This is a genomic window from Lishizhenia sp. (assembly GCF_033720595.1).
Lineage (GTDB): Bacteria > Bacteroidota > Bacteroidia > Flavobacteriales_D > Crocinitomicaceae > Lishizhenia.
The window spans coordinates 1-7257 of sequence record NZ_JAWWCF010000159.1; the positions used below are offsets into that span (position 1 = coordinate 1).

At 36.1% G+C, this 7257-nt stretch carries 3 protein-coding genes; all 3 read left to right on the top strand.

The features are described 5' to 3' along the window. Positions 1 to 291 precede the first annotated feature (291 nt). Positions 292 to 3528 carry a GEVED domain-containing protein gene (locus R3333_RS11085; RefSeq protein WP_318958845.1) on the top strand — a complete coding sequence of 1079 codons (3237 nt, stop codon included), beginning with the start codon at positions 292 to 294 and terminating at the stop codon, positions 3526 to 3528. Between the two features lie 147 nt (positions 3529 to 3675). Next, a complete protein-coding gene (locus tag R3333_RS11090) occupies positions 3676 to 4629 on the top strand; it encodes a hypothetical protein (protein ID WP_318958846.1) in 954 nt (317 codons plus the stop codon). Between the two features lie 56 nt (positions 4630 to 4685). After that, a partial coding sequence (locus R3333_RS11095; RefSeq protein ID WP_318958847.1) for a fibronectin type III domain-containing protein occupies positions 4686 to 7257 on the top strand: 2572 nt, incomplete at its 3' end.

Genomic DNA, 7257 nt, shown 5'->3' on the forward strand with positions numbered 1-7257 from the left:
AGATCGAAACTCTGTACCTATTAGCTTTACATATTCATACTCTTACAGTCATCTGTTAGCGGTAGGAGTGGCACCCCGGTTGGATGCAGCTGTGTGGAATAGCGAAAACAGAAAGTGACTTTACGAAACTTTGTGTTTGACCATAGACCACTAAGCGGCAAACAACGGAGTAGAACGTTTGACGCGACCCGGATGTGAAGGAGGGGAACAGCCTTATGCTCTAATAAATAAAGTAGCTGACCAACGTAAACATTATATATTTCGTTCATGGTGTTAAATAACCCCACCATTATGAGAAATATTTACATTTCCTTACTATTCGTGATCGTGTGTTTTGGCATTGCTTATAGTCAGAATTATTCAATTCCGCAAGCACAAGTACACAGTGCTATCTATGTGGATAGTGTTCAATTGAATAATGCAACATCCAACTCCATCGCTTTGAGTCAGAACTGCACGAGTACAAGTAGTTTTGGAAATTATAGCAATTTGACCGCGCAGGTACAAGCCGGCTCTACTTACTCTTTAGATGTAAGTTTAGCAACGTGTAATGGTACATTTTATAATAGTATCTTGGAAGCATGGATAGATTATAATGATAACGGTGTTTTTGAATCCAATGAATCCATTTTAGTAAATAACGTGAGTGTTGCGGGTAGTGATAATTATGTTTTTACGATTCCGAGTACTGCCGTGAATGGCTTGGTAAAAATGCGAATAATGCTAGAGAAAGGAGGTATTGCACCTTTAGATGGTAACCAAAATATTGCCATAGGAAACATTTTAGATTTTAGTGTTATCATCAACGGTGGAGTATGTAGTCCCATTTCAAATTTGACCAGTTATGGTATTACCGCAAATTCTATAGGATTTAGCTTTATAAGCGGTCAAGCTACAGAATTTATTGTAGAGTATGGCCCATTGGGTTTTCAGCAGGGAACGGGAAGTACGATGACCATTTTAACTGCGAGTGGTACCTTGGTTGGTCTAACTCCAAATTCTACTTATGAAATTTGTGTGCGCGCAATATGTGCTCCAGGAGATACCTCAGCCTCCTCCTGTATAATTGCGGCAACTTCTAATTTACCTTTGTACATCAATAATGTTCCAGGGCAATGTCCAAGTTTTATTGACATAAGTTCAATTGGAACAAATTTAAACTTAACCAATGGTCAGACCACTGGATTAACCTTACCCTTTGGTTTCGAATTCCAGGGGCAGCTCATAAATAACGTAACTGTAGGTCATGATGGAGCACTTATTTTAGGTACGCAAACAGGAACGATTGGCACAGATATAGCTTCTTCTACACAAAATGGATTATTCGTCTTTAATCAGGCCTTATCTGCTTATACAAATGGTGTTTTAACTGATGGTGTATATTCTTTTACGCAGGGAACGACTCCAAATAGAAAATTTATTGTGCAGTGGAAAGACAGAGGTTTTATTTCTACAACGCAAAATAATGCGGACAGAATCAACTTTGAAATTGTCTTGGAGGAGAGTACGGGCAATTGTTATTTCATCTATGATGACGTAAATTTCTCTAATCCCTTGTATGATTATGGGAAAGATGCGGAGATAGGTGTTCGAGGTCCTATTCAGAATTTGGATATTTCTATGAATGATGCGAGTTATTTACAAGGAAATAGTTGTGTATACCTACAACCAACAATTTGTGATCCTATTTTGAACTTAGCGCGTCTGGATTTAAGTGAAAGCTTCATTGAGTATTCTTGGACGAATACCAACTCCAGTGTGACGGTGGAATACGGTCCTTCAGGATTTACTCCTGGTACGGGTACAGTTACTACTGTTAACGGAACCAATCAAATTGAATTCGTTGCTGGTATCAACGGTTTATTACCAGGAACTACTTATGATGTTTATTTTCATACGAATTGTGGGTTTGCAGCACAAGGTCCGGTACTCATCGATTCATTTGAATTTGCATCGTGTACAGCTCCAAACATTATAGATGCTGATGTACATTATGATACCTTGATTGTAGCTTTGGATAATACCAACACTAACTATAGTTTTAATTATTGGATAGATTATAAGTATGTTGGAAGTACAAATTACACTCAGTACAGTTCCGTTTTTCAAACGCCATTATCCATAGACTCAATAGTTGATAATAACCTAAATACTTCAATGATGTTGGAGGTATGTGCACACCGTTACTGTTATAACCAAGGTGTATATGTAGATTCTAGCGATTGGACATGCTATCCAACACCCATACCTGCCAATGCACCCATCAATTCAACGCCGTCAACATCCACTTCTGTAAGTGTAAATGGTGTGGCTCTGAGTTATACGAATCAGAACATTGCTACAGCTGCAATCAATAACACACTCAGTAGTACAATATCTACAGGTAATACACAAACAGGATGGCTGAATGGAAATGCGAATAATGTTGCTTGGTTTAACTTTGTTGCACCGGCATCAGGAAGCGTAATTATAGATGCAACGGGGATAGATCATTTGAATAAATCTTTTGGTCAGCCCATGAATGTGGCCAATAAAGCGGCAATATTTAGTACAACGGATGTAAATAATTCTAATGCATTTACATTGATCAGTGCCAATGATAATTCGATGTTTGATACCAACCTTGTTTCTTTTGATTGGGTGGTATGTGGATTAATACCGGGAAATACGTATTTCATGATGTATTCTGATGACGATAATACTGCCCAAGGAGGAGAATTCTCTTTGAGGTTAACAGACCCGGATGATTTAGATGATATTCAGTTTGTGAATAATCCGGGGATTTGTATGTCAGCAATAAGCACGGATTTAAATAATTTATTGACTCAATATCCAAACGAAGAAGGAGTATGGTTCTCAGATAGTTTAGAGATAAGTAGCGATATAATAGGAAGTCACTTGATACTAAATAATATTACGGGAGGACAAGTACCATTAGGTTATATATCGAATTTAGGTTGTGCTTCCGATACCATTTCTGTATTCGTTCAGATGGAAGAACTACCTCAAGCAGGAGTGGGTACAGCCATTCATACCTATAAAAATTGTCCGGTTAATTTATTTACAGCGTTTGACGGACAAACGATTAACCTAGGGGGAACCTGGTATGATTTCCAATGGAATGAGGTTGTGAACTATAGTAATCTTTCCGGCAATATTCCTGGTCAATACAATTATTATTATGTGGTTCAAGGAACAGTATGTCCTAGTGATACCGCAACGGTACTCTTAATCGTTGATCCCTCTTATGATTGTAATGCATCTACAATTAATGTATCTGCCTCAATAGAGGTTGAACTTTTTCCAAATCCAACACAGGGGAAAATAAATCTAAGGGTTTTAGGTTCAACAGAAAAAACGAGTTATAGAATATATGATACTAAAGGCAGTAGTCTGCAAGATGATTTCATTGAAATACCAGTGAATGAAATGGTGGTAATAGATGTACAAGAACTACGTCCGAGTATTTATTTCATAGAAATAAAAAAAGGGGAGTATACCACGGTTGAAAGGTTAGTGGTCCAATAAATCATTTGTAAGATAAACCAGAGAGGCATCCTAATGATTAGGGTGCCTTTTTCGTTTGCTATCTCAAGAAGATCTATTAATAAATATTGGACCGATAATTCAGCCTTAATTTTAAAATAGGGGAATTCTGCGTATCTTCAACCTAGAATGAAATACGCCCTACTTTTTGTATTGTTTTTAAGTGCTTGCACCACAGAAATTGTGGAGGATAAGCAAGATATTGCGCCTTTAAATTTGAAGGTAGATTACAAAGGTGTGTTTACCAATACTTATGGTTTAGATATGGATTTTGAGAATACTAACTTACCCTACTGGTGGTCCGAGAAATATATTGATAGTTTAGGTATTAAGCACATCGAAATAAAGGAGTTTTTAGCGGAAGACTTTGAAAAGGGTGTTGACTATACTGTTGCATTACCCAAGCGAAGAGTAAGGTTTAATTTCAACCGAGAGGGGGGATTACGTTCCATGCATAAGCAAGAGTTTTATGATGATATTTTAATCTCGAGCAAAGAATTTAAAATGGGGAAAACTGATCCTTGTGGTAGGGTGGAAGTGAGGCAAAAAGTGTTTAGCAAATATAAAAAGCGACATTTCTATGATCCTCTTCTAGAAAATATCACAGATGCTTACTTGGAACCGATGGACGATATTGATAGCACTTACATATACAAGGGAAGAAAGTCGGAAGTTTTATGCGTGAATGGATCCATGCAGCAATTAAACTATCTAAGGGATAGTCTAAATAAATCTGTTTATAGCGTTACTGGAAGTTTAAAGAGTCCTCAAATGCTCTGTTGTTATGGGGTTGAAGCAAGTGGTGATACCTTGCAACGTAATATTTATAGTAATAGCGGTGTATTACTTTTTCATAAAAGTAATGAGGGTGAAATAGAACATAAAAAATCTTTTACTTATGCAAATAATTTATTGGTAGAGATTAAGGACAGTCTTTTCATAGCCTATGATTTTGTGAGTGAAGAGAGTTATTTGTTTTTCTATGATAGTTTAGGTTTGCCTTCACAAATACAGCGAAAAGAAACTTTAGAGAACAGTGTTTCACAGCTTAATGCTGTTTATATACTGACATTTAATAAGTGATAATTAACTTGTTTTTTGATACTTTCTGTATTTTTGCCCTAGATAAAATCACCCTTATGAAACTACTTATTTTAATCGCTTTGATTTTGAGTTGTAGCATTGCATATACTCAAATTGACTTAACGAGCTCAGTCAATCATTCTTATGATTTTCCATTTGAAATTGGTATGGAAAGTAATTATTTCCAGTCTATTTATCACAAAGATGAAATTAAAGGGGCAGGCAATATTACAGGAATAAAATTGTATGTAAGTGAAGGTTTTTATTTAGGTGGAAACGATGATTTTGAGGTATATCTAGGAGAAACTAGTTCTAATAACTTTCAGAATATAGGATTAATAGACACGTCACTCTTGGAATTAGTAAGTGACACGAGTGTCCAGATAACCAAAGTTTGGGGTACAGATTATATACAAATAGATTTTCCTGTACCGTATAGTTATTCAGGTAATAGCAATTTGGTTGTTGGAATAAAAGAAAAGGGGAATGGGAAATATTATGGTGATTATCATGAAGGTTTTTATTGGAGTTACAGAAATGGAGCAACTCGTCGTACTTGGAGTGTTAATGGAGATATAGATTTGTCTTTACAAGGTCCGAACTCGAAGGTTGATAAATTATTACAATTAACCCTTCTAGGTATTAATCAAAGCTGTCCAAAGCCCAAAAATGTAAGTCCTGTTGACATAACTCAAACAGATTTATTTCTGACTTGGGAAGACCCTATAAGTTCTGGAGATTACCAAATCAAATACGGATTGGTTAATTTTATGAATTCTGGTTCGGGTACTGTTTTGACAAGTTCAATAGATTCGGCTTTAATTTTAGGTCTTACTTCAGCTACGCGTTATGAGAGTTATATCAGAAATGTTTGTGGCGTTGGTGATACAAGTGCTTGGGTTGGTCCCGTTTATTTTATTACAGAATGCGCCACACAGCCTACCCCATTTTTAGAAGATTTTGATGGTAATGCATCATGTTGGCATTACCGAAAGGGAAGATTGGATACGAATTCGAGGTTAGAGTTTATCAATCAAACGGGTATATATTTGGTTGGAGGACAAACTGGATTTAATCAATATCAAACCAATTTTAGAGAGTGGATTGTTTCTCCAAGTATACAAGTTTCGGGTTCTAATATGCAAGTGAATTTCGATTTAAAAAATGAATATGTTTGGGATGGAAAATACTACTCGTCTGCATGGGCAGAGGATGATACCTTAAACTTTGTTATTTCATATGACAATGGAGAGACCTGGGACAAAAGTAATGTACTGGCTCAATGGAGTATTAATCATTTACCAGCGGATAGTTACGAAAATGTAAGTATTCCTATACCGAGCACCAACGGTCCTGTTAAGTTCGGTTTTTATAATATTAATACTATAGCAAATAGTTATAGTATTATTGGGATAGACAATTTCAGAATAGAACAAATACCTAGCTGTAAACGTCCAAATCGTCTACATGTTAAATATGCTGATGACAAGAATATCTTTTTAGAATGGGAGGATACAATTTCAAATCAATGGGAGGTAGCATATGGTTTGGATGGTTTTTCAATTGGTACTGGTCAGGATACAATAATAAGTAACAAGGAACTACAAATTACCAATCTATTACCCGATGAAACTTACGATATTTATATCAGAACGAAATGTGGTAGTATAAATAGTCCGTGGTATGGAGCATTACCAGTTCATACAGAATGTCCTAGCGATACTGTAAATTATACTTTCAGTAATGATTGCTGGACCACTGGCATAGGCATACTAACAGATTCAACTCAAATGATTGCGAAATCTTCCAACTGGGATATGAATGTTTTAAGCTCCAGTATGGATCTTAGATATTTTGCTGTTAATGATTGGCTAATTTCGCCGAGTATTTCATTATCAGGCAATGGAGATTATTTAAAGTGCAAAATTAGAAATGTGGACTACAACATCAATCAGTATTATGGATGGGGAATTGATGATACTGTTGCTATTGTAATCTCTACAGATAATGGAATAACATGGGACATTAATAATGCACTCGAAATCTATACGTTTTCAAACCGGCCTAATTTATCCGATTTTTACCAGATGTATGATCTATCTGCCTACACGGGAAAAATTAAAATTGGGTTTTATGTGTCCTCGAAAAACAAAGATGGTGGAATGAAGATCTTTGTTGAAAACTTTTATCTAGGTCAAGTTCCCTCTTGTTCTGCTCCTAGTAATTTTTCTTTAGCAAATATTCAAGGTAATAGTGTAGATGTATTAGTTAATCATATTTTACCTGTTCAAGGGTACGAGGTATCCATCGTTAATGCTGGATCGCAACCCAATGTAAGTAATGTTGTTTACTCTACTATAGATTCAGTTCATGTTTCAGGACTGAGTCCAAATACAAATTATCATGTCTATGTAAGAAATGTATGTTCTAGTAGTGATGTAAGTATGTGGCAAGGCAGTCTCTTTTTTAAAACGCCTTGTGGGGTTGAACCTTTGCCTTATACAGAGTATTTCTCTTCTACTTGGCCCTCGTGTTGGGAAGAAGCACAGGGTGTACTTTCAGATAGTACAGTATTTACTTCCACATTTTCTTTTTGGGATTATAAGTATTGGGGAACACCTTTAGGCA